Source organism: Parvibaculum sp. (assembly GCF_040882025.1).
GTDB lineage: Bacteria > Pseudomonadota > Alphaproteobacteria > Parvibaculales > Parvibaculaceae > Parvibaculum.
Genome location: NZ_JBBECC010000106.1, coordinates 1 through 2438 on the forward strand (window position 1 = coordinate 1; position 2438 = coordinate 2438).

Genomic DNA, 2438 nt, shown 5'->3' on the forward strand with positions numbered 1-2438 from the left:
GCTTTATGCGGGCCATCCACGTCTTGGCAGCAAGCACAGGAAGATAAAAAAAGACGTGGATGACCCGGACAAGCCGGGTCATGACGGTTAAATGTGGATTCGAAAATTAAACCGGACAGCTATGGATCAAGCCCGGCAAAGACGAAGTAGGTGAGGGCGATCACCCCTCATACCCACAGTCCAAACGAGCGCCATCGAAAGCTCCGAAATCGGCTCCTCCATTCGCATCGAACACAGCCCTCAACGCGTCACCTGAAAAAGCGCCGATCCGGACACCTGAATTCACCTCCTCAATCGCACCGTAGAGCGCTCTCAACACGTCTCCGTCAAAAGCACCGTGCTGGTCTCCGCGCGCGTCTCTCAATTCGTCTCCGATTTCGTCTCTCCCAAGCGCTCGCGAGCGGGGATAAGTGCAACCTGCGCCCGGGGATAAATCGCCCCGAAATCCATTTGTGACAGTTTTTTGACAGTTCCGTGACAGAGGGGGGTCCGCTGCCGTTTTCGGCTGTCACGAAACTGTCATAAAGGACTTATCCCCGGCTTTTCCGCGTCCGTTAAAATCCGCTCACGGATCAATAGCGCGCCGCCTTGCGCGCCACGGGTCCGTCGTCGGTCAGCGCGATATGGGTCAGCGTCTGCTCGTCGTGGTTCATCCGCCAGGAAAGCAGCTTTTGCGCATGTTCAAGCACCAGGGAAAGATATTCGGGCTTTGCCGCCAGATTTTCGAATTCATGCGGGTCTTTTTCGAGGTCGAAAAAGAGCGGCGGCAGGTGCGTGAAGTGGACGTATTTGTAGCGGTCCCCGCGCAGAATATTCATCGTGCATTGATGCAGCGTCAGGCCCAATCGCTTCTCGGCGCTGTCGTCGGCCGGATCGCGAAAATCAAATTCCCAATGGGCTTCGCTGCGCCAGTTTGCGGGCGCGCGACCGTCGCGGAGGAACGGCATCAGCGACTTGCCGTCGCATTGCACCGGCGTTTCGGCGCCGATGAAATCGAGCATTGTCGGCATGATGTCGACATTCTCCGTGAACTGACTAACAACCGTGCCGCGCGTGGCGTCGGCGCCGCCGCGCGGGTCGCGGACAATCAGCGGAATATGGTAGGAGCCGTCGAACCAGCCGCATTTCCCGAGCAGCCAGCGGTCGCCCATCTGTTCGCCGTGGTCGGAGGTGAAGACGATCAGCGTGTTGTCCCAGCGGCCGGTTTCCTTCAGAAAAGCGAAAACACGGCCGAGCGCGGCGTCCACTTCCGACATCAGCCCGTAATAGACGGCCTTCAGCCTGCGGAGCTTTTTCTCGTCGGCCGGCGCGCGGAAGAGCCTGCGGCCGAGCTGGTGTTCGAGCCAGGGATGCTGCGCCGCTTCGGCTTCGGGCGTCGCCTGCCGCGCGAAGCCCGGCACCGCCGCCGGGTCGTACATCGCATTCCAAGGCTCCGGCGCGACGAAGGGCGGGTGCGGGCGCAAGAGCGAAAGATGCGCCACGAAAGGCTTTTCCGTTTCGCCGATGAAGTCCATCAGACGGTTCGTCAGATAGGACGTGTCGTCGTGTTCGGCCGGATAGACGAGCGGGCGGGCGTGGGGCGCGCCGTCCTCATATTCCGGGCCCGGCGCGCGGTGGCCATAGGCGTAGCGGATGTCGGCCGGCACCTCGAAGCCTTGCTCTTTCAGATAATCCGTCCACGGATGGGGCCAGGTGCCCATCATGCAGATCGGGCGGATGCCGGGCAGGGGCCCCTCATAAGTCAGCAGCCACGGGCTTTCGGGGTCTTCGGCGCGCGGGTCCTGGCTGGTGTCGGTGTAGCCGAAGAGCACCGGGTCGTAGCCCGCGCGCGCCGCTTCCTTCGCCCAGTTGGTGTGGCGCGCGTCGAGCGGCGTCCCGTTGGTGCCGGAGCGGTGGTTCTGCAGATACATGCCGGTGTGAAGCGAGGCGCGCGAGGGGCCGCAAGGGACCGCGTTGGCGAAATGATTGCGGAAAAGAATGCCGCCCGCCGCCAGCGCATCGAGGTTCGGCGTCCGGACCGTCGGGTGCCCGAGCGCCGACAGGCACTCGCCGCGCCACTGGTCGGCGGTGATGAAAAGGACGTTCATGGGCTCTTGCTTGGGTTCTGGCATTTCCGTCGCGCTCCCGGCCGTTTACGCTTTTGGCCAAGACTATGCGCCGCGTGCAACAGCGCGACAACAGGGGGTGACGCGGCGTCGTCCGGGGCTTTTTCGGCGGGTGCGACGCCTTGGCCGGGTCCGGCCCCGATTGAGGGGTTGAAATGCGATGGCCGCTACGGCATCTATGTGCCGGCCCTTTCGCGGGGTCCCCAGGGAGCCTTCCAACACCGGCAAGAAAATCAAGATGGCGAAGATCACCTTTATCGAACACAACGGCACGGAACACGCGATCGATGTCGAGAACGGCATGACCGTGATGGAAGGCGCCATCAAGAATTC

General features: G+C 62.1%; 1 protein-coding gene. It reads right to left on the reverse strand.

Annotation, left to right across the window (positions count from 1 at the left end):
• Positions 1 to 572: 572 nt before the first annotated feature.
• The gene (locus WEB61_RS07620) at positions 573 to 2087 is read right to left on the reverse strand and encodes an alkaline phosphatase family protein (protein ID WP_368063735.1); all 1515 of its coding nucleotides are present in this window, start codon (positions 2085 to 2087) and stop codon (positions 573 to 575) included.
• Positions 2088 to 2438: the final 351 nt, after the last annotated feature.